This window comes from Epilithonimonas xixisoli (genome assembly GCF_004365655.1).
GTDB classification, from domain to species: Bacteria; Bacteroidota; Bacteroidia; order Flavobacteriales; family Weeksellaceae; genus Epilithonimonas; species Epilithonimonas xixisoli.
Window position 1 is genome coordinate 433,119 of record NZ_SOEO01000003.1, and the last position, 25,833, is coordinate 458,951.

Annotated in this window: 22 protein-coding genes; 10 read left to right on the top strand and 12 right to left on the bottom strand. The window is 37.3% G+C overall.

Annotation, left to right across the window (positions count from 1 at the left end):
• Positions 1–7: 7 nt before the first annotated feature.
• Positions 8–1,429 (top strand): RagB/SusD family nutrient uptake outer membrane protein, encoded by a 1,422-nt coding sequence (locus tag B0I22_RS14065; protein WP_133945912.1) that lies wholly within the window; start codon positions 8–10, stop codon positions 1,427–1,429.
• A gap of 78 nt (positions 1,430–1,507) precedes the next feature.
• Positions 1,508–2,896, top strand: a complete 1,389-nt coding sequence (locus B0I22_RS14070; RefSeq protein WP_133945914.1) for a glucoamylase family protein — start codon at positions 1,508–1,510, stop codon at positions 2,894–2,896.
• 267 nt (positions 2,897–3,163) lie between these two features.
• Here the strand turns inward: B0I22_RS14070 and B0I22_RS16190 are convergent, their stop codons facing one another.
• Complete coding sequence (locus B0I22_RS16190) at positions 3,164–3,352, bottom strand: hypothetical protein (protein WP_166668244.1); 189 nt, start codon at positions 3,350–3,352, stop codon at positions 3,164–3,166.
• A 58-nt stretch (positions 3,353–3,410) separates the two neighbouring features.
• Here B0I22_RS16190 and B0I22_RS14075 point away from each other — a divergent pair, with 58 nt between their 5' ends.
• On the top strand, positions 3,411–4,115 hold the full coding sequence (locus tag B0I22_RS14075; protein WP_133945915.1) for a carboxylesterase family protein: 705 nt from the start codon (positions 3,411–3,413) through the stop codon (positions 4,113–4,115).
• Between the two features lie 104 nt (positions 4,116–4,219).
• Positions 4,220–6,547, top strand: a complete 2,328-nt coding sequence (gene bglX / locus B0I22_RS14080) for a beta-glucosidase BglX (protein WP_133945917.1) — start codon at positions 4,220–4,222, stop codon at positions 6,545–6,547.
• 451 nt (positions 6,548–6,998) lie between these two features.
• Here bglX and B0I22_RS14085 read toward each other — a convergent pair whose 3' ends face one another.
• Positions 6,999–8,360, bottom strand: a complete 1,362-nt coding sequence (locus B0I22_RS14085) for a PQQ-dependent sugar dehydrogenase (RefSeq protein WP_133945919.1) — start codon at positions 8,358–8,360, stop codon at positions 6,999–7,001.
• A 224-nt stretch (positions 8,361–8,584) separates the two neighbouring features.
• Here B0I22_RS14085 and secD point away from each other — a divergent pair, with 224 nt between their 5' ends.
• Positions 8,585–11,494, top strand: a complete 2,910-nt coding sequence (gene secD, locus B0I22_RS14090) for a protein translocase subunit SecD (protein ID WP_133945921.1) — start codon at positions 8,585–8,587, stop codon at positions 11,492–11,494.
• A gap of 656 nt (positions 11,495–12,150) precedes the next feature.
• Here secD and B0I22_RS14095 read toward each other — a convergent pair.
• Positions 12,151–12,786, bottom strand: coding sequence for a hypothetical protein (locus tag B0I22_RS14095; protein ID WP_133945923.1), 636 nt, complete (start codon positions 12,784–12,786; stop codon positions 12,151–12,153).
• Between the two features lie 160 nt (positions 12,787–12,946).
• On the opposite strand from B0I22_RS14095, the gene B0I22_RS14100 reads away from it, so the two are divergent.
• On the top strand, positions 12,947–14,164 hold the full coding sequence (locus B0I22_RS14100; protein WP_133946582.1) for a TCR/Tet family MFS transporter: 1,218 nt from the start codon (positions 12,947–12,949) through the stop codon (positions 14,162–14,164).
• 63 nt (positions 14,165–14,227) lie between these two features.
• On the opposite strand, the gene B0I22_RS14105 is transcribed toward B0I22_RS14100, so the two are convergent.
• Positions 14,228–15,478: a chloride channel protein gene (locus B0I22_RS14105; protein ID WP_133945925.1), complete on the bottom strand. Its 1,251-nt coding sequence runs from the start codon at positions 15,476–15,478 to the stop codon at positions 14,228–14,230.
• Positions 15,479–15,626: 148 nt separating this feature from the next.
• Here B0I22_RS14105 and B0I22_RS14110 point away from each other — a divergent pair, with 148 nt between their 5' ends.
• Complete coding sequence (locus B0I22_RS14110; protein ID WP_133945927.1) at positions 15,627–15,950, top strand: Sec-independent protein translocase subunit TatA/TatB; 324 nt, start codon at positions 15,627–15,629, stop codon at positions 15,948–15,950.
• 1 nt (position 15,951) lies between these two features.
• Entirely contained in the window at positions 15,952–16,524 is a 573-nt protein-coding gene (locus B0I22_RS14115) for a phosphatase PAP2 family protein (protein WP_133945929.1), read from the top strand.
• Between the two features lie 12 nt (positions 16,525–16,536).
• Here the strand turns inward: B0I22_RS14115 and rlmH are convergent, their stop codons facing one another.
• Positions 16,537–17,010 carry a 23S rRNA (pseudouridine(1915)-N(3))-methyltransferase RlmH gene (rlmH, locus tag B0I22_RS14120; RefSeq protein WP_133945931.1) on the bottom strand — a complete coding sequence of 158 codons (474 nt, stop codon included), beginning with the start codon at positions 17,008–17,010 and terminating at the stop codon, positions 16,537–16,539.
• 30 nt (positions 17,011–17,040) lie between these two features.
• On the opposite strand from rlmH, the gene B0I22_RS14125 reads away from it, so the two are divergent.
• The gene (locus B0I22_RS14125; protein WP_133945932.1) at positions 17,041–17,964 is read left to right on the top strand and encodes a YihY/virulence factor BrkB family protein; all 924 of its coding nucleotides are present in this window, start codon (positions 17,041–17,043) and stop codon (positions 17,962–17,964) included.
• A 216-nt stretch (positions 17,965–18,180) separates the two neighbouring features.
• On the opposite strand, the gene nhaA is transcribed toward B0I22_RS14125, so the two are convergent.
• Entirely contained in the window at positions 18,181–19,344 is a 1,164-nt protein-coding gene (nhaA, locus tag B0I22_RS14135) for a Na+/H+ antiporter NhaA (RefSeq protein WP_133945936.1), read from the bottom strand.
• Entirely contained in the window at positions 19,341–21,545 is a 2,205-nt protein-coding gene (locus B0I22_RS14140) for a RelA/SpoT family protein (RefSeq protein WP_133945937.1), read from the bottom strand. Before B0I22_RS14140 ends, nhaA begins: the two co-directional genes overlap by 4 nt.
• A gap of 88 nt (positions 21,546–21,633) precedes the next feature.
• On the opposite strand from B0I22_RS14140, the gene B0I22_RS14145 reads away from it, so the two are divergent.
• Positions 21,634–22,068 (top strand): VanZ family protein, encoded by a 435-nt coding sequence (locus B0I22_RS14145; protein ID WP_133945939.1) that lies wholly within the window; start codon positions 21,634–21,636, stop codon positions 22,066–22,068.
• 134 nt (positions 22,069–22,202) lie between these two features.
• Here the strand turns inward: B0I22_RS14145 and proC are convergent, their stop codons facing one another.
• From proC to B0I22_RS14170, 5 genes are all read right to left on the bottom strand, one after another.
• Positions 22,203–23,006, bottom strand: coding sequence for a pyrroline-5-carboxylate reductase (gene proC, locus B0I22_RS14150; RefSeq protein ID WP_133945941.1), 804 nt, complete (start codon positions 23,004–23,006; stop codon positions 22,203–22,205).
• 59 nt (positions 23,007–23,065) lie between these two features.
• Positions 23,066–23,572, bottom strand: a complete 507-nt coding sequence (locus B0I22_RS14155) for a hypothetical protein (protein ID WP_133945943.1) — start codon at positions 23,570–23,572, stop codon at positions 23,066–23,068.
• Between the two features lie 18 nt (positions 23,573–23,590).
• Positions 23,591–24,292 (bottom strand): DsbA family oxidoreductase, encoded by a 702-nt coding sequence (locus B0I22_RS14160; RefSeq protein WP_133945945.1) that lies wholly within the window; start codon positions 24,290–24,292, stop codon positions 23,591–23,593.
• A 75-nt stretch (positions 24,293–24,367) separates the two neighbouring features.
• On the bottom strand, positions 24,368–25,384 hold the full coding sequence (gene murB / locus B0I22_RS14165; protein WP_133945946.1) for a UDP-N-acetylmuramate dehydrogenase: 1,017 nt from the start codon (positions 25,382–25,384) through the stop codon (positions 24,368–24,370).
• The gene (locus B0I22_RS14170) at positions 25,381–25,827 is read right to left on the bottom strand and encodes a hypothetical protein (protein ID WP_133945948.1); all 447 of its coding nucleotides are present in this window, start codon (positions 25,825–25,827) and stop codon (positions 25,381–25,383) included. The genes murB and B0I22_RS14170 overlap by 4 nt, the downstream gene beginning before the upstream one ends.
• Between the last annotated feature and the right edge of the window lie 6 nt (positions 25,828–25,833).

The window sequence follows — 25,833 nt, forward strand, 5'->3', positions numbered from 1 at the left end:
GAAAATCATGAAAAAAATATTTTTAACATTATCTTTATTTTCACTCATAGTTAGCTGTAATGATGATTTTGTAGATATAAAACCAGAAGGCGCTATAGAGGCTACAGATTTCTTCAAAACAGAAGAAGATGCTATGAAAGCGACTAATGCAATTTACAGTTTCCTAAGAAGTTGGGAAAATACAGGTTTCCCTGCTCAGTATGTTTTTGGGGTGACTGGTGATGATGTGGAGAAAGGATCAAATCCTGGTGATGCATCATTCATTAATGCCTATGACAACTTCTCATTTACAATTAGTGATGATGGAGTGAACGGCTATTGGATTGGTCAATGGCAAGCAGTTGGTAGAGCCAATCAAGTTATTACCAATGTACCAAACATTGAGATGAATGCTACACTTAAAAATAGACTCATTGCAGAAGCTAAAATGCTAAGAGCTTACTTCTATTTTAATTTAGTGAGAATTTATGGCGGTGTTCCAATTTTCGACGGATTGCAGACAAACTATAATATTCCGAGAAATTCAGCGGCAGAAGTTTATGCTTTTATCGTAAAAGATTTAACTGAAGCTTCTGAGGTTTTACCAACTTCATATGGAGCGGCAGATTTGGGAAGAGTGACAAAAGGTGGTGCTTTAGGCCTGCTTTCAAAAGTATATCTTTATATGAAAGATTACCAAAAAGCTTATGATACGTCCAACTTAGTAATTGGAATGGGTTACAGTTTAGATCCTGATTTCAATCATTTGTTTAGACCAGCAGGAGAATTTGGTACAGAGTCTGTTTTTGAAGTTAATTGCGGATGTTCTGCTGAGTTTGGCGGTAGTCAATATGCAGAGGTTCAAGGTGTTAGAAATCAATTCGGTTGGGGCTTCTTTACGCCAACTCAAGCCTTGGAAGATGCATTTGAGCCTGGCGATATCAGAAAAGAATTCACTATTTTGAGAGAGGGTGAAACCACTCTTGAAGGTGATTTGATCAAAAAAGGAGATCCTCAAGCAGGGAATACTTGGAGTCAAAAAGTTTATGTTCCAACTTCATTAAACAATAATGCTTGTGGATATGGATCAATACAGAACTTAAGAATTCTAAGATTTGCAGATATTCTTTTGATTAATGCAGAAGCTGCAAATGAGTTAGGAAATACTGGTGTTGCAATTACAAACATTAATAAAGTAAGACTGAGAGCGAATCTTGGAGAAACTCCTGCTACTTCTCAATCCGCTTTAAGATTAGCAATCTGGCAAGAGAGAAGAGTAGAATTGGCAATGGAAATGGACAGATTCCCGGATCTTGTAAGAACTGGTCAGGCTGAAACTTTCTTAGGGCCATTAGGATTCCAGAAAGGAAAAAATGAGCTATTCCCGATTCCATTGAATGCTATTATTTCAAGTAATAACATTCTTACACAAAACCCTGGTTATAACTAACAGTTTTTATAACTCAGAATACTAAGAGGAGAGTTTTTATTCTCCTCTTTTTTTATAAATTAATTATAATATAAAATTATGAAAAGTATATTATCATTATCAATCATTTCATTATCAGTATTGTTATCTTGCAAAAATTCTCAAGTTTCAAGTTCAAGTACTGATAACAAAACAATTTCAAAAAACCTCTCAGACAATCAATTGATGGACAAAGTTCAAAGCGATGCCCTCAAGTATTTCTGGGATTTTGCAGAACCAAATTCTCTCTTGGGAAGAGAACGCTACCACGAGGACAATATTTATCCGGATAATGACAAACACGTAGTCACCACCGGAGGATCAGGTTTCGGATTGATGACGCTTTTGGTAGGAATCGATAGAAAATTCATTCCAAGAAAAGAAGCCGTAAAAAGATTGACTCACATCGCAGATTTTCTAGATAAGGCAGAACGTTTCCACGGTGCTTGGCCACATTGGATCAATGGCGAAACAGGAAAAATGACGCCGTTTGGAAAGAAAGACAATGGCGGAGATTTGGTGGAAACCGCATTTCTTGTTCAAGGGATTATTTGTGTTCGTGAATATTTCAAAGACGGAAACGAAGAAGAAAAAGCACTCGCTGCGAAAATGGACAAACTCTGGAAAGGCGTGGAGTGGAACTGGTACACAAAAGGTGGCGAGAAAGTCCTCTATTGGCATTGGTCGCCAAGTTACGGCTGGGAAATGAACTTTCCGCTCGAAGGTTACAACGAGTGTCTGATCACTTACGTTTTAGCCGCTGCATCACCAGACTATTCCATCGATTCCGAAACTTACAACAAAGGTTGGTCACGCAACGGAACCTACACAACAGACAGAACAAAATACGGTTTACCGCTTTACGTCAAACACAATTACGCAGAAGAATTCGGTGGCCCATTATTCTGGTCTCAATACTCGTATTTAGGCTTGGATCCAAGAGGATTGTCAGATCAATACGTAAAAAGCTACTGGGATTTGAACCGAAATCACGTCTTAATTGATTACAAATATTGCGTCGAAAACCCGCTCAATTACAAAGGTTACTCCGAGAAATATTGGGGATTGACGGCAGGTTACACCAGAAACAAAGACGGTTCTGTAGGTTACGCCGCTCACCAACCAATGAAAGAAGATTTGGGTGTCATTACGCCAACCGCTGCGCTCAGCTCGATGCCTTACACGCCAAAAGAATCTATGGATTTTCTAAGGTTTTTATACGAAGAAAAACCAAATTTCATAGGAAAAGCTGGACCTTACGACGCAACTTCAATTCATTTTAATGACTGGACAACGCCTCGTTATCTCGCTATAGATCAGGGAACTATCGCCCCAATGATCGAGAATTACCGCACAGGATTGCTCTGGAATCTCTTTATGAATGCCCCAGAAATCCGAAACGGACTCAAAAAAATCGGTTTTAAGTCCGCAGAACATAAGATTGACTAACCAAAAAGTACTATCTTTAAACACGAATATTTAATGTATCTTTTTGAGACATTGAATAGTTTTTAGGAGCTATTTCCCGCTTTTCGTTGCAATCTTTTTTGCATCACGATTTGCATAAAGTAGAACTTGAGCATACGCAAAAAAGGATTTCCACTGCAATCGGGGCTATGGGATTTGTAAATCAATTGAAACATTTGTTAATAAGCGAGATATTTCACATAAGTCATAGTTCCGTAGGAAAGAAAAATTTGTAACATCGATTAGAAATTATAAGAAAAGCTCCAGCGGAACAAAACGTTTGTAATTAAAAAAATACATTAAGTTTAAAGCTCCGAAGGAGCGATACGTGTGTAGAAAAATAATGCTATTAAATAAAAGCTCCAGCGGAGCGACCTGTTTGTAGCGTTCAAAAATCATAGAAAGCGAAGCTCCGTAGGAGCGATATGTTTGTGTCATCTTTTAAAATTGTTAATTGAAACGCCTTTGCGAAACACAATTCGAAAAACGAAACAAAATGAATTTAAAACAAAAATTTCTTCCGTTTTTATTTTTAGGAATCACATCTTTGGCAACCGCTCAGGAAATCAAATCTGAGTTCAACAAAGAAGTCAAAGTCCAGAAAAAAATGTCCTACATTTTGGATATGCCTCAAAACACAAAATCCAAAATTCCTTTGATCGTTTTCCTTCACGGTTCTGGCGAGAGAGGCAACGATCTGGAGATTGTGAAAAATCACAGCCCATTTACTTATAAGAATTTAATCAAAGAACCCGTTGCGATTTTAGCACCTCAATGTCCAGCGAATACTTGGTGGGATACAGAAGCAGTTTATTTCCTCATCAAAGAAATCTCTGAAAAATATAAGATTGATAAGGACAGAATTTACCTCACCGGATTATCGATGGGCGGTTGGGGAACTTTGAAATTAGCGGGCGAACATCCCGAAATGTTTGCTTCGGTTTCAGCCGTTTGTGCACCGACAGATCGCGCAATGTGGGCAAATATCCACAATTATAAAGATCTTAATATCAAATTATTCCACGGTGGAATGGACGATATTGTGCTTCCGGAAAATGCTTTTAACTTTTACCAAAAATTACATCCAGTAAATCCAAGAGCAGAACTCACGATTTTCCCAAATGACAATCATAATTCTTGGGATTCTACCTATTCGGATCCAAAGTTATACGAATGGATGTTATCTTTGAAGAAAAATTAAAATTAAAAAAAATTAAAAATATATAGAACTGAAATCACTCTTTTTGAAAATCTGAAAGTTTTTAAAAATTGTGGTTTCAAAGACTTAAAAAATAAATTTTACTTATGAAAAAGTTTGTAATCCTTGCTGCGTTAGCATTGTCGCCTTTTTTTATGGCGCAGGACATTGTATCCAAACCGGTTCAGTCTTTCCAATCTGCTCAATATCAATCCAAGAAAAAAGTTTTTGTTGACAACTTGATTTCCAAAATGACTTTGGATGAGAAAATTGGTCAGCTCAATTTGCCTTCTTCAGGAGATTTTACAACTGGTACTGCACAAAGTTCGGATATTGGAAAAAAGATTGAGCAAGGCTTAGTTGGAGGTTTATTTAACATCAAAGGTGTTGATAAGATTCGGGATGTACAGAAAGTAGCTGTTGAAAAAAGTCGTCTGAAGATTCCAATGATCTTCGGTATGGATGTGATCCACGGTTACGAAACAACGTTCCCGATTCCATTAGGGATTGCATCATCTTGGGATATGGATTTGATTCAAAGATCGGCTCAAATTGCCGCTCAAGAATCCACCGCAGACGGAATCAACTGGACATTCTCACCAATGGTAGATGTTTCCAGAGATCCAAGATGGGGAAGGGTTTCCGAAGGTTCTGGTGAAGATCCGTACTTGGGAAGCCAGATCGCCAAAGCAATGGTTTATGGTTATCAAGGAAATGACTTGTCCAAGAAAAATACAATGTTGGCTTGCGTGAAACATTTCGCACTTTATGGCGCTGGAGAAGCAGGTAGAGATTACAACACGGTTGATATGAGTCACGTTCAGATGTACAATATGTATTTCCCACCTTACAAAGCGGCCGTAGATGCTGGCGCAGGTTCTGTGATGGCTTCCTTCAATGAAGTGGACGGAATTCCTGCAACGGGAAACAAATGGCTGATGACAGACGTTCTTAGAAAACAATGGGACTTCAAAGGTTTTGTGGTAACGGATTACACTGGAATCAATGAAATGATCGACCACGGAATGGGAGATCTGAAACAAGTTTCCGCTTTGGCAATGAACGCCGGAATCGATATGGATATGGTTGGAGAAGGATTTTTGAAAACTCTAAAACAATCCATCTCCGAAGGAAAAGTGACCGAACAGACTGTGACAGATGCTGCAAGAAGAATCCTCGAAGCTAAGTACGATCTTGGCCTTTTCGATGATCCTTACAAATATACAGATACGAAAAGAGCGCAGAAAGAAGTTTTCAGTCCGAAACATTTGGAGGCGGCAAAAACAATTGCTTCTCAATCGATGGTTTTGATGAAAAATGATAAACAAGTTCTTCCACTTAAGAAATCTGGAACTGTTGCAGTAATCGGTCCGTTGGGAGACAACGCAATGAATATGACCGGAACTTGGAGTGTTGCAGCAAAACACGCTAACTCTATTTCTTTGTTAAGAGGTTTGAAGGAAACCGTTGGGAAAGACGTTAATTTCATTTTTGCAAAAGGAAGCAACGTTTACGAAGATGCTAAAATGGAAGAAAAAGTGGCGATGTTTGGCAAGGATACAGGAAGAGACAGTCGTCCTGCAGAAGACATCAGAAAAGAAGCTTTGGCAATTGCAAATCAAGCGGATGTGATTGTTTTGGCAATGGGAGAAAGTGCTGAGATGAGCGGTGAATCCAGCTCCAGAACAGACATCGGAATTCCTGAGACTCAAAAAGAATTGTTGAGAGAACTGAAAAAAACTGGAAAACCAATCGTCATTGTTTTGTTCACAGGTCGTCCATTGGTTTTGACGGAAGAATCTCAATTGGCAGATGCAATCCTGAATGTTTGGTTCCCAGGAAGTATGGCTGGTTACGCAATTTCAGACGTTCTTTACGGAAAAGTAAATCCATCAGCGAAGTTGCCAATGACGTTCCCAAGAAGCGTAGGACAAGTGCCACTTTATTACAATTCGAAAAATACAGGTCGTCCATTAAGCCAAGAAAATACAGACAAATGTACATTTGAAAAGTTCCGTTCCAACTATTTGGATGAGTGCAATACGCCACTTTATCCGTTCGGATTTGGATTGAGTTATACTAAATTTGGCTATTCAGATGTTTCTGTCAGCAATGCGAAACCAGTTGGAAATACACCGATTGAAGCTTCTGTAACATTGACGAACAATGGAAAATATGAAGGTGCAGAAATCGTTCAGCTTTACATCAGAGATTTGGTTGGAAGCAACACGAGACCTGTAAAAGAACTGAAAGGTTTCCAAAAAGTTTACCTGAAAGCAGGCGAAAGCAAAAAAGTGACTTTCAAGATTTCTCCAGAAGATTTGAAATTCTTCAACAACCAATTGAAATACGATTGGGAAGCCGGAGATTTCGATATTATGATCGGAACCAGCTCCAGCGAAGTGAAAACGACGAGAGTGAATTGGAGTAAATAATTAGTTGATGGTATTTGGTTGTCGGTTGATGGGTTTATTCAAAATCTTAAAAAAAATGACCAATTCATAGACTTTCGCTAGAATCATAAATAATATAAACGGGCTATTTAAGCCCGTTTTTTAATTCTAAAATAGAAAGCCACAGCGTGGCGACCTGTTGGTAGAAAAAAATAGCACAAGGAAATTAAAGCTCCAGAGGAGCGGACTGTTTGTAGAAAAAAAACGCAAGTCAAGCAGAGCTCCGTAGGAGCGACATATTTGTGTTTACATAATGGAATTTTATTAATATCAATCAGTTCTAAAATTTTACCATAAAAAAGCCTTTCAAAATTAATTTCTAAAAGGCTTTTTATTTTGTTTGTCTGATATTCTACAAGACTCCAACGATTGTCAGTCTTAGGCTCTCGAAGACTTCAAAACTGTCAGTCTGAGGCTCTCGAAGACCATTAATCTAATATTCCTTAAGTATCTTCTGGCTCATTATTTTAACATCATCTTTTTTAAGAACCAAAATATATTCTCCAGGCGTCAAAAGTGAGATGTCAACACTTTTGTCGTTTTCTGCAACATTACTTTCTGAGATTGTTCTTCCAGCCAAATCTAAAATTTCGGCTCTCACATTTTTCTCGTTAAGGTTTTTGATGTAAAGCACATTTTTGGCCGGAAGTGGCGCAACCAAAATCTTAGTTGTAGGAATGTCGTTCACCGACAAGTTGCTGGATTTTACTTTGAATATCTTACCATTGCTCGCCCCAACATAAAGTTGTTTTTGATTGTCTTCTCCAAAGGTTGTGAAACTATTTCCACTAAAAGCAGATGACCAAGTGATGCTGGTATTATCCAAAATTCCGATTTGCTGAGAACAGAAATCTGCAAAAATATACTTTCCAACCAGATCAGGATAAAGATTTCCTCTGTAAACATAACCGCCAGTAATCGAACATTTTCCACCAGAATGGTCATAATCTACGACTGGAAAAGTCATTGTAGAAGCATTGGCGCAACCAGCAATGTTGTATTCATTATTTCCTTCATAGCATCTCCAACCGTAATTCACGGCGGGCGTGGTTGCAGGAACTCTGTTGATTTCTTCGATCAAATTTTGTCCCACATCCGCAATCCAAATATTGTTCGTTGTTCTGTCAAAAGAAAATTTCCAGCCGTTTCTTAGTCCATAAGACCAGATTTCGTCTGCGCCATCTACGCCTACAAAAGGATTGTCAGTTGGAACATTGTATGGATTATTAGTGTTGACATCAATTCTCAAAAGCTTTCCTAAAAGCGAATTTCTGTTTTGTCCATTATTATCTGGATCGCCACCGCCACCGCCATCTCCGGTTGAGATATAAAGATAACCGTCCGCTCCAAAATGAATACTTCCGCCATTATGATTGGTTTCAGATTTAGGAATCGACATCATTACTTTTTCAGTTGAAGGATCAGCAATATTTGGATTTGTAGAATTGGCTGTAAATCTTGAAACCGTAATCGTTCGGCCAGCTCGGTTGTAATAAACGTAGAAATAACGATTGGTTGCAAAGTCCGGATGAAAGGCCAAACCAAGCAATCCCATTTCGCCATTGTAATTGACTCTATCTGTAATGTTTAGGAAATCGGTTGTTTCAAAAGTGCCGTTGGTGTTCAAAATTCTAATCGTTCCGGTTTGCTGAACTACGAAAAGTCGGTTGTCATTGGTTGGAGAAGCGATGATTTCCACAGGATTGGTAGCCGTTGCAAATTCTTCCAAAATGATTTGTTGTGAGTATATTTCCGTTGCAAATGCGCAAGAGATAATGAGTATTAATTTTCGCATAACTTATTATTTTTGAGATTATTAATAAAGTTACCAAATTTCATACCTTACCAATTCATAATTATTTAATTAATAACAAAACCTAATTTTTAACTTGATTTTTGAACGAAAAGTTGGAATTATTTTCATTATCAAAACTATAATGCACTTTTCTCATTTTCAAATTCTTATTTCCGCTATAAATCATTATATTTGCCGACTTAATTTATATATATCGTAAGAAAATGCAAGGAAAAGGACTCGTTACATTAGTTGCCATCGTTCTTGGATTAATTTGCCTCAATGAGCTTCTGCCTTCTTTCTATGCCAACAAAATAGAAAAAGAAGCAAAAGCAATTGCCGGTGAAAATCCAGTGAAATACCAGGCTGAGCTCGCAAGACTTTCTAAAGACACTCTTAATCTAGGTTTTACATCGCTGGATTACAGATCTGCAAAAGAGAAAGAAATGAAACTTGGTTTGGATCTTAAAGGTGGTATCAACGTATTGCTGGAGATCAATCAGAGAGATTTGGTAAATGATCTTAGTAATTACTCTACAAATGCTACTTTAGTAGAAGCACTTAACAGAACAGACAAAGCACAGAAAAACTCAAGTAAACAATACATCGAGGATTTCTTCATCCAGTTCGAAGCTGTTAACAAAGAAAAAGGTACCAACCTAAAACTTGCAGATCCTGAGATCTTCGGAAACACCAATCTTTCTGAGATCAAGTTCAATACACCGGATGATCAGGTAAAAAATATTATCAGAAAAAAAATTGATGCGTCTGTAGGAACGGCTTATGAAGTTCTTAGAACACGTATCGACAAAATGGGTGTGACGCAACCAAACGTTCAGAGAGTTCCTGGAACTGGAAGAATCTTGGTAGAAATGCCTGGTATCAAAGATATCGACAGAGTTAAAAAAATGCTTCAAACTTCTGCAAAACTTCAGTTTTGGGAAGTGCAGTTGGGGCAAGAAGTGGTTCCATATTTCTCTCAGCTAGACCAATTGGTTAAGGCTAAAGGAGATTCTATCGGCGTTGCAAAAACAACGAATTTGATGAACTTGATTCAATTGAATTCTACACCTGGAAATGCTGTGGCGAATGTGAAATTGTCTGATACAGCAGTGGTAAACAAATTACTTAACAGCGATGTGGCCATCAAAGCCAGACCTGTTAACTTGAAATATACGCAGTTTATGTGGGGCTACAAGCCAGAGACTAACAATACGAATAGTCTTGTTTTGTACGCCATCCGTGGAAACATCACTCAGAAAGCGCCAGTTGACGGTGCTGTAGAGTCTGCAAACATCAGCTATGACCAGTTAGGTCGTATCGTTGTAGATATGCAAATGGATTCTCAAGGTGCACGTGACTGGAAAACGATGACGGAAAAAAACAAAGGAAAAGTAGTGGCTGTAACTTTGGACAACAGAGTTTACACTGCGCCTTCTGTAAATGAAGTGATTCCAAATGGAAGAACTCAGATTTCCGGAAACTTCACTCAGGAAGAAGCTAAAGATTTGGTAGATGTTCTAGGGGCTGGTAAATTGCCTGCAGGTGCGAAGATTGTACAGGCAGACGTTGTAGGTCCATCTCTTGGAGCTGAGTCTATCAATGATGGTGTACTTTCATTCCTTATTGCATTTGCCGTGATTATTGTTTATATCATTTTCTACTACGGTGGTGCTGGTATTTATGCAGTCATTGCAATGGTGATCAACTTATTCTACATCTTTGGAATTATGGATTCCGTGGATGCTACTTTGACGCTTCCTGGTATCGCGGGTATCGTACTATCTATGGCAATGGCGGTGGATGCGAACGTTATCATCTACGAGAGAACCAAAGAAGAATTGTTTAGAGGAAAGAGCATTATGGAAGCTTACAAAGATGGTTTCAAACACGCGATTTCTGCGATTATCGATGGTCACGCAACGACTTTCATCACAGCATTGATTCTTTACATCTTCGGAACTGGTCCTATCAAAGGATTTGCAGTAACATTGATGATTGGATTGGTAATGACATTGTTCACATCCGTTCTATTATCAAGAGTAATGATCTTCAGCAGATTGGAGAAAGGAAAATCACTTTCTGTTTGGACTGCACCAACTAAGAACTTATTCAGAAATACTTGGATCGACTTCATCGGGAAAAGAAAATATTCTTACATCGTATCATCTATCTTAATGGTAATCGCTGTCGCATCTATCGCAATCAACGGCTTCAAATATGGTATTGATTTTACAGGTGGACGTAACTATGTCGTGAGATTCGAAAAACCTGTAGATGCAGAAAAAATTGAAGCTAATATTGGAAAATTGATGGTAACTGCAGATGGTCAAAACAATATTGTAGAAGCTAAAACTTTCGGTAACTCTTCTCAGTTGAAAATCACTACAGATTATTTGATTGATGATGAGTCTCTTGCAGCAGATCAAACAGTAGAGCAAAAAATCTACGAAGGCATCAAGGCAGATTTGCCGGCAGGAATGACTTTGGCAGAGTTTAAAGCAGCAGATAAAGACCACGCCGGGATTGTTTCTTCTACGAAAGTAGGACCAACGGTTGCAGATGACATCAAGACGCACGGTATGTTGGCAGTAGGTGCGGCTCTATTAGGAATCTTTATCTATATCTTGGTAAGATTTGACAAATGGCAGTTCTCACTTGGAGCAGTTGTTGGTTTATTCCACGATGCGGTTGTAATCCTTGGGGTTTACTCATTGTTCTACAAAGTGATGCCGTTTAATATGGAGATCAATCAGGATTTCATTGCAGCAATCCTTACGGTGATTGGATATTCCATCAATGATACCGTTATCATCTTCGATAGAATTAGAGAATATCTGCGTGAGAAAAAAGCATTGACTTTAGCAGGATTGTTTGATGATTCCATCTCCAGTACAATTGGTAGAACCTTCAACACCTCTTTCACTACGATTTTGGTAATCCTTGCGATTTTCATCTTTGGTGGAGACAACTTGAGAGGCTTTATGTTCTGTCTATTGATTGGTATCGGATTCGGAACCTATTCATCCATCTTCATCGCATCGGCTACGGCTTATGACTTCCTAAAAGGAAAGAAAAAAGAAGACAAAGTAACAGGGAAATCTTCTATCAGCAATGCTGAAATAGTAGAATAAATTTCCTCAAAATATATAATGAAAAAGCCCTCAAGAGATTGAGGGCTTTTTTGTGCATGTTTATGTTAATTAATCCCATCGGGATTGACTGTTAATAGAAAAAAGAAGTATTCGTAAAAATAAAGCTCCAGAGGAGCGACCTGTCTATTTTTTTGCTTAAAATTATTATGCTGACGCGAGCATCTTGCTCGTGTTTTTTATGTTTGAATCACGAGCGGGACGCTTGCGCTAGCAAGGTGCTTTGTAATGTGTTTTCGGATTTTTTGAATATTTTAATCATCATTGTATGAATATTAAAATATAATGTAAAGGTCGCTCCTCCGGAGCTGTAATAATTTTGGAGAAGCTATTTTCTATTAACAGAACGCTCCTAATGGAGGTGTGTTTAATCTAATTGTGATTTTTAACAAAAAGTCTGATGAACCCGTAATCCGTAATTAATCCCATCGGGATTGACTGTTAATAGAAAAAGAAGTAATCCTAAAAATAAGCTCCAGAGGAGCGACCTGTCTATTTTTCTGCTGAAAATTATTATGCAGGCGCGAGCATCTTGCTCGTGTCTTTTATTGAATCACGAGCGGGACGTTCGTGCTAGCGAGGTTTTTTTACTGAAGATAAGGCAAGTAGATTTTGTAAAATATTTGCTAGAATCAACTTTAATTACAATTGTAATCTTTTTTTAATAGTTCTGTATCATCATCAAGTTTGTTCTTAGTTGAATAAAAATTAAGAAGAATTTTGGATAAATTTTTATCCTCATTTATAGTTGCATCAACGTATACTACTTTACTATCTGATTTAATTGGGTTTATAAAACTTCCTAAATATTTCCCTGGAATTTCTAAAGTGTCATTTTTATTTATTCTGTAATATCTAAAATAATAGTTTCCTCCATAATCTTTGATTGTCCCATTATAAAATAGAATTCCATTTTTTGGAAGATATAGTTTTTCAAATCCATCTTTTACTATTACTTTTTGTCCACATTCTTTTTCAGTAATAATAACTGCATTACCATTAAAGTTTTCTGGAAAAATAAAGTCAATTTTTTGAGAGTTGTAAAATCTATATTTTTCAGCTAGTATTTCGTACAGATCTGTATTTGGTAGAAATAAATAAAGTAGTGGAATTAAAGTAAAGAGAATTTTTTCAATAACTGTTGTTTTGTAAGCCCATACAAAAATCAGGCAAGTAATAAAAATTATAATTCCAAAAATTAAGTATTCTGAGAATATGAAAAAAAACAAAATATAGTTTATGATACCTATAATCAATGGAATACGCTCTTTCATTAAATTTAGCTGAAACTTTAAAAAGTGTAGAAAAGGTTGTTGTGTATTATTAATGAATTTCTATTAATTTTTATCGTTTGAATTTGAAAATAATCTATTGATAATACTTCTATCTTTATTGAGAGATAGCAAAATCAAAAAATTCCTATCTTCGCAACTTATGAAACAAAATCAAAAATCCGCTGCCATTGGTTTCATCTTTATCACGCTGTTGATAGATATTACAGGCTGGGGAATCATCATTCCCGTAGTTCCAAAACTGATAGAAGAACTGATTCACGCAGACATCAGCGAGGCTGCGAAATATGGAGGTTGGTTGAGTTTTGCGTATGCGTTTATTCAGTTTGTGTTCTCGCCACTGGTGGGAAATCTGAGTGATAAATACGGCAGACGACCCGTGATTTTGCTTTCCCTTTTTGGATTCTCAATAGATTATATATTTCTGGCTTTGGCGCCAAGTATTTGGTGGCTTTTCGTGGGAAGAATCATTGCCGGAATTACTGGTGCGAGCGTCACAACGGCAAGTGCCTACATCGCGGATATTTCTACAGATGCAGACCGTGCGAAGAACTTCGGGATGATTGGGGCGGCGTTTGGATTGGGCTTTATCATCGGACCTGTTTTGGGGGGAGTTTTGGGGCATTATGGTGCGAGAGTTCCGTTTTATGCGGCGGCGGTCTTGTGTATGATCAATTTTATTTATGGTTACTTCGTTTTGCCAGAGAGCCTTTCCAAAGAAAACCGACGGGAATTCAGTTGGAAACGCGCCAACCCGATTGGATCTTTCAAATTCTTAAAAAAACATCCAGAGATCTCAGCACTTACAACGGCTTTGATTTTAATTTACATTGGCGGACACGCAGTCCAAAGCAACTGGAGTTTCTACACGATGTACAGATTCAGTTGGGATGAGAGAATGGTGGGGATTTCGCTCGGTGTTGTCGGTTTGCTAGTCGGTCTTGTGCAAGGTGTGTTGATCAGATGGATCAATCCGAAGATTGGCGATCAGAAGAGCGTGATCTATGGCTTGCTGTTGTATTCTTTGGGAATGTTGCTGTACGCCTTTGCTACCGAGGGTTGGATGATGTTGGTTTTCACGATTCCATATTGTTTAGGCGGGATTTGTGGTCCGGCGTTGCAATCTATTATTACCAAAAATATTCCGTCTAATGAGCAAGGTGAATTGCAAGGCGCGCTCACGAGTTTGATGAGTGCCACCGCTATCATTGGCCCACCGCTGATGACGCAATTGTTCTATTATTTCACGCACAAAGAAGCGCCGTTTATTTTCCCGGGAGCGCCATTTTTCTTGGCTTTCTTGTTGTTTTTGGCTGGGATTTATTTTGTTTATGTGAGTTTTAAAGGGAAGAAATCTTAGACTTAATTTTCTCGCAGATTCGGCTGATTTTGCAGATTCTTTTAATATTAAGAACGAATTAAACTAAGCTTTCGGAACGTAAGTATAAACATTGTACGGAATGATTTTCTCCGCCGTTTTCTTGGACAGAACGCAACCTATTAGAATCGGGAAAAATAATTCGTAGCCATTTGGAACGAGACTGCAAGCCAATATCAAAGCGGTGAAAGGTGCAAATATGGCAGCCGATAATGTGGCGCCAATTCCTATCAAAACGAAATTAATCAAAATCAAAGAGGTTCCGAAAAACGTGTTGCACGCAATGGCAAATGCCAATCCCAAATAAGCGCCTGCCACAATGCTGGGCGCAAAAACACCACCGTCGCCACCGGCACCCAATGTGAGTGAGGATACGAGAGGTTTTAATAATATCAATCCCAATAAAAATAATAGTGAGAAATGATGCGGATGATGTAGCAATTCATTAAGTGAATGATAACTGTCTCCATACAAAAAAGGAAACAAGCAAATCAAACCACCCACAGCCAACGCACCCAGATTGACTCTCACAAAATTATTATTGATGCCCGAGAAAAATTCTTTGATCTTGATGACCAATAATGTGAAGTAAACCGACAAAGTACCACTCAACAAACTCAATACAATCATAAACGGAACTGCGACCCAATGCCATTCTTTCACAGGGAAATTGATTAAAGGATTGGATGGGAAGAAGTACAGGAAAATCCAAGAGATGATGGCGGCAGAAGCACAACTTAGCAATAATGTTTTATTAACTTTCCGCGCAATGACTTCCAACGCAAACAGACATCCGACAAAAGGATTCCCAAACAGAATCGCAACACCTGCGACAACGCCTGCACAAATGAGTTCCAGTTTGTAAACGTTGGCTGCAAAATGTTTTTCGTAAACTGAATTTCCAACCGTTGCAGTCGCCACTACCGTAGAAACCTCGATGCCAGTGGAGCCTCCGAAAATGACGGTCAAAAATCCATTGATGTAATGCGAAGGAATTTTAAAAAATGGCAAATGGTCTTTCCGCTGATCCACAGTTTTGTAGATCTCAGTAATCCCTTTGTTTCTTCGGTTTTTGAATACGTATTTCCTTAAAAAATAAATGGCAGTAATTCCAATTGTTGGCAGAATAATGAAAAGATAAACGGATGTTTTCTCTGCCCATTCGAAAATATGTTCCTGAAAATATTCGGTGAGATTCTTGAGACTTAAGGCTAAAACAGAAGCAATAACGGCTATGAATAATGAAGATGTTATTAATTTTAAATAATTGTGTGCCTGTACTTTCTGTCTTGTCATTGTCTCAAACTCTTAAAGCTCACAAATTTACGGCAAAAATATTTGTTTGACGAAGGAGAAAGCGCAATTACTGATTTCAAGGTTTTTTTAAGGAAAAATTATCAATAATCTGTATATCACTTCTGTAAATGTTTCTTAATTTTGCAATATGGAATTGAGTATTGGAGAAATGCTGATGATTGCTTTGGCGATTGTCGTTTTGTTCGGACCAGATAAGTTACCCGAGATCGCGAGAGGTCTTGGCGAGGGCGTTCGTAAAATGCGTGGCGCAGTAGATGATATCAAAACCGAAATCATGAAGGAAGCCGACAATCCATTGTCCGAAATTAAAAATGAAATCGAAAAGGTGAAGCAATCTGCACAGGATTTCAATCCATTGGCAGAGAAGAAGAATGATGCTTTTCCCAAAGATGATACTCCAAAAATAGACCATTCCGAAGACGATTCCCACGAAGGTCCAGTAAGCAGATAGTATGAACGGACTTATAGAAAAAGATCACGAACTATTATTATTTCTCAATGGATTGGGCAATTCTGCCTTTGATCCTTTTTGGCTTACGATTACGGGGAAATGGTTTTGGATTCCATTTTATGTCATTCTACTTTACTTGTTTTATAAAAGTTTTCCGCTTCGCAAATTCTTTTTCATTCTCGTTTTCATCGCTATTGGTGTTACGATTTCGGATCAGTTGGCGAGTATTTTTAAGCACGGGATACAGCGTTTTCGGCCTTGCCACGATGAGTTGCTGATGGAAAAAATGCGAATGGTAATCTGTGGCGGTAATTTCGGATTTTATTCGGCGCACGCTTCTAGTTCCTTTTTTGTTGCCACTTTTGTTTCTATTTTGTTAGGAAAGAAGTACAAATACTTGTCAATTATTGTTTTTGTTTGGGCGAGCCTTGTGTCGTACAGCCGGATTTATCTGGGCGTTCATTTTCCGTTTGATGTCGTATTTGGCGCGCTCGTCGGTTTTCTACTCGGCGGCTTCTTGGCAGAATTGACGAAGAAAGTCATCTATAAGAATCAACTAAGACCTAATTCCTAAAAAATCTACAACCTAATCATTATGATAAGGTTTCCCTTGCAAAATAGTTGCGGCTCTATAAATTTGTTCTACAAAAAATAACCGGATCATTTGGTGTGTGAAGGTCATTTTGGAAAGTGAGATTTTCTCATTGGAACGGTGATAGATTTCGTCTGAAAAACCATACGCACCACCAATCAGGATATTAACTTTTTTCACAGAACTTCCCATCCAAAAATCAATTTTTTCTGAGAATTCCCGGCTGGTAAATTGTTTTCCTTTTTCGTCCAGAAGAATCACAAGGTCAGAAGAATCGATTTGATTTTGGAATAATTTGGCTTCCTCTTTTTTCAGTTGTTCAGAACTTAGGTTTTTGGCGTTCTTCACATCCGGAATTTCGATGAGGTCAAAATTCCAGTATTTTGGGATTCTCGGAAGATAATATTTGATAAGCGAGATGATTTCCTTATCGTCGGTTTTCCCGATGCAGATCAAATTAATACGCATTTAGTATATTTGTGGTGCAAAGATAACTGAATGGCAAAAAAATTACAGCGTTTTTTCCTCAAAATCAAAAACTTTTTCGATGATATTCACATTCCGGTTCTCGGGATTTCTCTCTGGAAAATGTTTTCGATCTACTCCGATGCGATTTTCAAAAATCCTTTGGGAAGACAGGCTGCCAGCATTTCCTGGAATTTTTTCCTAAGTCTTTTCCCGATGATTTTGTTCTTTTTGTCCGTCTTGCCGTTTATGCCACATTACGACAAACTACAGTTTTATATCTTCGAAGTTTTGATGCCAAGGGTTTTCCCGTCTCATATGCAGAGCGATGTCACGACGTACATTCAGGAGAGTATTATTCCGAATATGAAGTCCATTAGCAATCTAACCATATTATTATCGTTCGTTTTTGCAACCAACGGCTGTTTTACCTTGATTAATGGTTTTAATAGAAATACAGAATTACAGAGAACTTTTGTGAAAGAATATCTTTTGGCGATGCTCGTCACCATTTGTTTCCTGAGTTTGGTTTGTCTTTCGATTTTCGGAATATATTACAGCGAGGTCGTTTTGAAGCTTTACACACCGACTTACGACATCACTTGGTTCACCAAAAACCTGACGAAGATTATCAGTTTTGTATCCTTTCCACTTTTTTATTTCGTATTGCTGTCATTGTTCTATTGGGTTGGTTGTATCAAGATTACGAGAATTAGGGAAGCTTTTCCTGGCGCTATTCTTACCACGATTTTGTTTGTTTTACTCACTTACTTCTTCGCTATTTATGTGGCTAATATTGCCAGATACAACGTGCTTTATGGTTCCATAGGCTCCATTATTTTGGTGATGGTCTGGGTGAATGTGAATGTGTTTCTTGTCTTGATGGGCAATGAACTCAATCTCGCCATCAAAAAAGTGAAGCTGGAAAAACTCATCCGAGAAGAGATGTATTCTTAGTTTTAATTGAGTTTTATTAATATTATCAAGTATTTAATTGAATAATTAATTATATTTATAAAACGAATTTCAAAAAATTAAGACAATGGCAAAAGGACAAGATGCAAAAAAAGCAGCAAAAAAAGAACCGCTGAAAACAGCAAAGGAAAAAAAAGAAGCCAAAAGAGAAAAGAAAAATGCTTCTAAAAGAGATTAATACCTAAGCCTTTCGATAGATTATTGAAAGGCTTTTTTATTAAATTTCAAAATCATAAATCCAATAATTCCAGACAAAACGGACGCTATCAAAATGCTGATTTTGGAAATATTCTGAGTTTCAACTTCATCTGGAAAGGCCAACAGAGATACAAAAATCGACATTGTAAATCCAATTCCTGCGAGAAATCCGACGCCCAACATATCTTTCCAAGCGGAGAAAGTTGGCAGTTCTGCCCATCTCAATCGGATTGCCAAAAATGAAAATATATTGATTCCCAAAACTTTTCCAACCAGTAATCCACCGATGATTCCCAAACTCAAAGGATTGATAAAACCTTCAAAAATCTCTTTCTGAAAAGTAATATTCGTGTTGGCCAAAGCAAACAAAGGCATTATCACAAAACTAACGGGAATATGAAGTTTCTGTTCCAATTTTTCCAATGGCGAAGGCTCTGTTTCGGAAATGTTTGTTGGAATTGTAAAAGCTAGAATAACGCCGGCAATTGTCGCGTGAATCCCAGAATGGTGCATAAAATACCAAAGAAATAAACCCGGAATCAGATAAAATATTAAGTTTTTAATTCCTGATTTATTTAAAATTATTAACAAAACTAAAATTCCTCCACAGATTCCCAAAGACAGCCAGTCAATTTGAGCTGTATAAAACAATGCAATCACGAGAATCGCACCCAAATCATCCACAATTGCCAACGCGCTAAGGAATATTTTGAGTGAAGCCGGAACGCTTTTTCCCAACAGAGAAATGATGGCTAAAGAAAATGCAATGTCTGTTGCCATCGGGATTGCCCAGCCATTTTTGTATTCGGAATTGTAATTGAAGGCCAAATAAATCAGCGCAGGAATCAACATTCCGCCAACGGCACCAAAGATCGGAAGACTGGCTTTTTTGATGTCCGAAAGTTCGCCTTCCAAAAGTTCTCGCTTGATTTCCAAACCAACCAAAAGGAAGAAAATCGCCATCAATCCATCATTAATCCAAACCGAAACCGAATAATTCAAATGGAAAATGTCTGTCCCCAATTTTGAATCTAACAAGCTTTGAAAATCTGCGGATAATGAGCTGTTTGCTACCAGCAAAGAAATCAAAACGCAAACTATCAGAACAATTCCGGAGCTTTTGCTGTTGTGAAAAAATTGTTGAAAATACTTAGTTAAAATCATCCGAGTCGCTTCACTTTAGAAACACCATTGATGCTTTTCAGTTTTTTAAATGTCTCTTCCAATTGGCTTTTATTTTTCACTTCCAGATTGATGTTTCCGGTGAAAATTCCATCGTTGGAAGCGATGCTCATACTTTTCATATCCATATTCATAGATCCACTGATGACGGCTGTAATGTCATTAATCATTCCCATTCTGTCCAGACCTTCGATCTCAATTTTAATTCTATTTTTGAAGCTTTCCGCATTCACCCATTTGGCTTGCAAAACTCTGTAATCGTAGTTGGCTCTCAGGTTGATGGCATTTGGGCAATTTTCACTGTGAACTTTGATGCCGTCGGAAATAGTGATGAACCCAAAAATCTTATCACCTGGAATCACCGTACAGCATTTTGCGAAAGAATAATTCAGTTTTTCCTCATCTTTCCCAAAGACAATCATATCCAGGTTAGAATCTACTTTTTCTACAAATTGCTCCTTGTTCGAAGTCTTTCTGAAACGTTGGAAAAGGTTGCTCAGAATGCTTTTTCCGTCTGCATAGCGTTTGATGTCGCCAATGTCAAAAGTTCCATTTTGGAATCCGAGAAACAAATCCTGAGAGGTTTTTAGATTAAGAAATTTCTGAATGGCATTCACTTCTTCCTCGCTGTAGTTCAGTTTCGCGTGGCGCATTTTTCTTTGCAGAATTTCTTTTCCTTCCGCTGTATTTTGATTTTTTTCAGAATTAAGGATGTTCTTAATCTTAGATTTAGCTTTGGAAGTCACTACAAACTCCAACCAATCTGCTTTTGGTTTTTGATTCTGAGAAGACAGAATATCAATCTGATCTCCGTTTTGAAGCACGTAACTAATTGGAACCAATTTTCCGTTGATCTTTGCGCCCAGACATTTCATTCCCAAATCTGAGTGCACAGAAAATGCAAAATCCAAAGCTGTAGCGCCAGTTGGCAGAATTTTGATTTCACCTTTTGGCGTAAAAACGAAAACTTCTTTTGAATAGAGATTTAGTTTAATGTTATCAAGAAGTTCAGATGTAGAAAGGTTTTGCTGTTGTTCCAAAACATCGCGAATCTCGGAAACCCAATTTTCAAAACGTTGATCATCGGTGTTTTTTCGGTAGCCTTCTTTGTATTTGTAATGCGCGGCGACTCCTTTTTCGGCAATTTCGTTCATTCTTTCGGAACGGATTTGCACCTCGATCCATTTTTTGTCCGGGCCCATCACAGTGAGATGGAGACTTTCGTAGCCTGTAGATCTCGGCTGCGAAATCCAGTCGCGCATTCGGGCAGGATTGCTGTGGTAGAGATCTGTAACGATAGAATAAATTTTCCAAGCCAGGAATTTTTCATTTCGAGGATCGGATTTATATATAATTCGAATGGCGTAATTGTCATAAACTTCCTCAAAAGTCACATTCTGCTTTTGCATTTTACGATAAATCGAGGAAATGGCTTTTGCGCGGCCTTTGATGGTGAAGTTCAGGTTTTCCTCTTTCAGTTGTTCAGAAACTTCTTTGGAAAATTCTTGTACATATTTTTCTCGACCCTCTTTTGCTGTTTCCAATTTGTCCAGAATGTCATTGTAAACTTCTGGATTATTGTATTTTAAAGACAAATCTTCCAGTTCCGATTTGATGGAATAAAGTCCAAATCTGTGAGCCAAAGGTGCGTAGATGTAAGCTGTTTCTGCCGCAATTTTTTTCTGTTTGATGGGATGCATGCTTTCCAGCGTCCGCATATTATGCAGTCTGTCGGCAATCTTGATAAGAATCACCCGAAAATCCTCTGAAAGTGTAAGCAGTAACTTTCTGTAATTCTCAGACTGAACCGAGATATTCTGCTGGTTCATCACAGAGATTTTTGTCAAACCATTCACGATGTCGGCAATCGTTTCGCCGAAGATTTTTTTGAGATCATCGTAAGTGTATTCAGAATCCTCGATCACGTCGTGGAGTAGGGCGCAGGCAATACTTGTTGCTCCTAAACCGACTTCATTGGCTACAATTTTTGCGACTTCTATCGGATGATAGATGTAGGGTTCGCCGGTTTTTCTGCGTTGATCTTTGTGCGCATCCAAAGCGATATCGAAAGCCTTTCGGATCAGCTTGTTTTGCTCCTCATCTAGCGTTCGGTAAGTGTTGGTAATGAGGTCTTTGTATCTTGCAAGGATTTCCTTGTTTTCCTTCTCTAAATCGTAATTCATCTGTGAATGTTAACTATAACGAATATAAGAAAATTAATACAGATTATCAAGCTATATTTGTATCGCTTTTTTATATTGAATTGATTTGATGACAGAAAAATTCCATAAAATATTCAGAAATAGTTACAAGATTTTAATTCCGTTTTACACGGTTTTTCTTTTGTATCTGATGTTTTTTGGATTTGGGAGAAGTCAATATGATTTTAATATCGTAAGATTGCTTCCAATGATTTCGACTGCTGATTTTGTGATGAAAACGGTGGATTTGAAAACGATTATTATTAATGTTTTCGGAAATGTAATAATGTTCACACCTTTTGGTTTTCTTGGAATTGTCTTCCCAAAACTCAATGATTTTAAAACATTAATTATCAACTTTCTTTCCGCAATCATCATTATAGAAAGTCTGCAATATTTCACAAGACTTGGCGTATTCGATATTGATGATGTAATTTTGAATACAATTGGCGTTGCAATTGGATTTTGGATTTATAAAAAGTTGGCTTCGAGAGCCTCAGCCTGACATTGGAAATCAAAATGATATTTTGATATTTCTCTCGCAGATTTAGCAAATTTTGCAGATTCAATACAATTAAAATCTGCTTCATCTGCCAAATCTGCGAGATTTTAAAATTCACTACAAAAATTACAATTCAACTATTTGTTCAATTCCTTAGCACGGTTTTCCGCCGCCAAGATTCCTTTTTTAAGGATTGATTTCAATTCGTTTTCCTCAAAAGTTTTGAGTGCAGCTTCCGTAGTTCCGCCTTTTGATGCGACGTCTTTGATTAATTCTTCCAAAGATTTATCAGAATTATTGATAAGATGATATGCGCCAAGCATTGTCTGTTTCACGAATAATTTAGAAAGATTTTCATCGATTCCCATCTGTGTTCCAGCTTTTATCATTGCATCTATGATGTAATAAAAATACGCTGGTCCGCTTCCGGAAAGAGCGGTTACGCCATCCAAAAGTTTCTCGTCTTCCAAGTAAACGGAACGTCCGGTGGAATTTAATAATCTCTCTACGTTCATCAATTCAGAAAAAGAAATTCCGTCTGCAGCAGTGTAACCTGTGATTCCCATTCCTAGAAGCGTAGGAGAGTTTGGCATTGCCCGAACCACGAATTTATGATCTAAAAGTTTCTGAATTTTTTCGATGGAAATTCCCGCCATTATCGATAAGACCAAAGATTTGTCCGAAATTTTGAAAGGCAGATTCTCCGCAACGAAAGCAAAATCCTGAGGTTTCACAGCGATGATAATTAAATCAGCTTCCAGATTTTGGATTTCCTCAAAAGTTGAGATTTCCGAGTCGGGGAAAGATTCTTTTAGTTTGGTTTTTTTATTCTCATTTCTGGTGATGAGGTGTAGGTTTTGTGGTTTTATCAATTCGTATTTCAAGAATGATTTTGAAAATGATAAACCCATATTTCCTGCGCCGAGAACTGCTATTTTCATTTGTGTTTTTTGGTTTTAATTAAAGCTTTTATTTATAAAATTTTAAACTAAAGAATCATTTAATTCCATTTTACTCCAAACGATACAATGATGAAGTAAATGATGAACATTATTATATTCGTGATTAAATTCGCAAAAATGAAAGGCTTAATTATACTCCAATCTTTCGTTTTTTGTTTTAAAGCTAAAAAATAAAATGGAAATTCAATTATCAAAGTGGCAATGAAAGAAATTCCCATTCCACTTAAAAAGCCACCTAATTTATATTCTCCTAATCTAGTTTTTCCTCCCCAAAAATCTGTATTTCCACTAAGTTCAGAAAAATGTGGGGCGATATAATATAATCCTATAAACATTGAAACGTAATTCGCCAGAATAATGAGCCATTTTCTATTTGAAACATTGAATTTTGAAGTTAAAATTTTACTTTCATAAATTCCAATTATAGCATTTATCCAGACTAAATGTATAAATCCAAACCACATCATTGGAGAACCAGCATTTGCCAAAACAAAATTTGGTAATAGAAGTAAGACCAAAAGAATTAGTGGATTTTTTTTACTCATTTATTGCGTACCTAAGAATTAACAATTCCCGTTCACATCACAAGAATTACCATCTTGAATAATATCAAATTTCGAATCGTTTTCAGCAAATTCATTCCAACTTTTTTCCAAAACTTCTGAAAATAAATGCGTTGGTTGCGCTCCCGAAATTGCATATTTTTGATTGAATACAAAAAACGGAACACCACGGATTCCAAGATTTGAAGCTTCGGCAATGTCTTTATTTACAAGATTTTTTAATTCTGAAGATTGAGTTGCTTTAGTGATTTCGTCTTTAGAAAATCCAATTTTTTCTCCGATTTCCGAAAGAACTTCTACATCGTCAATATCTTTTCCTAAAATGAAATAAGCCTCAAACAAAAGTTCTTCCATTTCATTGGCTTTTCCTTTTTCTTTAGCCAGTTGAACCAGCATTTGGCTTTTGAAAGAATTAGAAACTTTCACATCATCAAAATTGAAATCGATGTCAGCATTTTTCCCAGCTTGAATCAGATTTTCGTGCATCTGCATAATTTGAGACATCGGAAAACCTTTGATTTCTGAGAGATATTCGTAATGATTTTTAGATAAATCTGTTTTCATATTCGGGTCCAACTGAAACGAATGCCAATTGACTTCCACTTTTTCATTTTGGGTAAAATCCTGAAGTGCTTTTTCAAAATTTCTCTTCCCCACAAAACAAAACGGACAACGTGTGTCGCTCCAAATATCTACTTTCATTTTTTGTTATTTTAAATATTTTCTAATTCTACAACCTCTTCAGAGTTTCAAACTCTGAAGGGGTTTCTGGTGGTTTTAAATAATATTCACTTCTCGCTCCAGCTCAATTCCATATTTTTCCTTTACAGAATCAATAATCATCGTTGAAAAATCAAAAATCTCTTTTCCAGTCGCATTCCCAGTCGCATTGATGATGACCAAAGCCTGCAATTTGTGAGAAGCCACATTTCCGATTTGCTTGCCTTTCCAGCCACATTGTTCAATCAGCCAACCAGCCGGAACTTTCACAAAATCACCATTAGGATAACCTGGAATATTTTCAAATTTTAGTTTTAAAGTTTCATATTGAGCGAGTGGAATTGTTGGATTTTTAAAAAAACTTCCGGCGTTTCCAATCTCTTTTGGGTTGGGTAATTTGCTTTGTCTAATGTTGATGACAGCTTTCGAAACGTCTTGAATGGTAGGATTAATGATTTCCATTTTTTCAAGCTCTGACTGAATCGCGCCATATTCCACATCAATTCTGTGAATATTTGTTGTCAATCGGAAAGTCACTTCCAAAATCACATATTTTCCCTTTCCTTCCTGCTTGAAAATCGAATCTCTGTAACCGAATCTACATTGTTCTGAGTTTAAGGTTTCGAGTTCAAGCGTTTCGAGATTCAAAACTTTGCAAGACTCAAAAACGTCTTTGATTTCCGTTCCATAAGCTCCGATATTCTGCATCGGCGAAGTGCCTACATTTCCTGGAATTAAGGATAGATTTTCCAATCCACCGTAATTTTTCTCCAGACAAAACATCACAAATTGATGCCAGTTTTCGCCCGCTTTTGCAGTGACAAAAACTTCATTTTCATTAATTATTTCGTCCGTAATTCCTTTCAGATTTAGTCTAATCACCACACCGTCAAAATCCTTTGTCAAAAGCAAATTGCTTCCGCCACCTAAGAAAAGTTTTGGAGTTTGAGGATTGGAATGTTTGAGGGTTTCTGTAAGTTCTTCTGCGGAATTAACTTCGGCAAAATATCTTGCGGAAACATCGACTCCAAAAGTGTTGTATGGTTTTAGGGAAATGTTTTCTTGAATCATTATTTATATTGAGGAAGCAAATTATTCAATTCGGTTTTCAATTTTTCCAATTGTTTGTAACCTGCAGATTCAGTAGGAACGTTATAGATTTCGTATTCTTTTTCTGCTGTTACAATTCTAAAAATCTGATCTGGTCCATCGTAATGTCCACGTCTTTCACCACTTTGAGTTTTGTCTAAAGTTGAAATGTTGATTCCGGAAACCAGCTTTTCCCAATCTTTGGCATTGATTTTCTTTTTTAAAGTCGGAAATTGGGTTGTTCTTCCGCCTCTTGCTACAGATTCCAAAGAATCTGGAGTTGCTGTAATGTTGGTCGAACCGCCTCTCCCAAACGTGTGAGAATAGGAAATCGACTTGATGTTGCTACTCTGAGCCACTGTTTTACAGCTCAACATTAGCAAACAAATTGCCGAAAGAGCAAAACTTATTTTTATTATTTTCATCATTTTATG